The organism is Modestobacter sp. SYSU DS0904, from assembly GCF_054051115.1.
Genome location: NZ_JBJHAQ010000084.1, coordinates 1 through 609, shown reverse-complemented (window position 1 = coordinate 609; position 609 = coordinate 1). Strand labels below are relative to the sequence as shown.

The window sequence follows — 609 nt, the reverse complement described above, 5'->3', positions numbered from 1 at the left end:
ACCCCCCCCCCCCCCCCCCCCCCCCCCCCCCCCCCCCCCCCCCCCCCCCCCCCCCCCCCCCCCCCCCCCCCCCCCCCCCCCCCCCCCCCCCCCCCCCCCCCCCCCCCCCCCCCCCCCCCACGGCCACGTCCGGTCAGCGCTCAGCTCCCCCAGGAAGACGTCCCGGTTTCGGGTTGAGAACGCCCGCTCGGCGCCGTAACTGAGAGGGCAACACCCCGCAGCACGGATGCAGCGGTCGATCTGAAACCCACGTCCACGGAGGAACACCATGGGTCTGAGCGTCAACAACAACATCGCGGCGATGAACTCGTACCGCAACCTGTCGGTCACCGACAACCAGATGGGCAAGTCGCTGGAGAAGCTCTCCTCCGGCTTCCGCATCAACCGCGCCGCCGACGACGCCGCGGGCCTGGCCATCTCCGAGGGCCTCCGCTCGCAGATCGGTGGCCTGAAGGTCGCCGTCCGCAACACCCAGGACGGCATCTCGGTCGTGCAGACCGCTGAAGGTGCGCTCACCGAGACGCACAAGATCCTGCAGCGCATGCGCGACCTGTCGGTGCAGGCCTCCAACGACGGTGGCCTCAACGACGACGCCAAGAAGAACATCCA

Annotated in this window: 1 protein-coding gene; it reads left to right on the top strand. The window is 71.9% G+C overall.

Features of this window, described 5'->3' with window-relative positions; all coding sequences use genetic code 11:
* Nucleotides 1–268: 268 nt before the first annotated feature.
* Nucleotides 269–609, top strand: a 341-nt coding sequence (locus ACI79U_RS21430) for a flagellin N-terminal helical domain-containing protein (RefSeq protein ID WP_457072413.1), incomplete at its 3' end; no start/stop codon positions are given.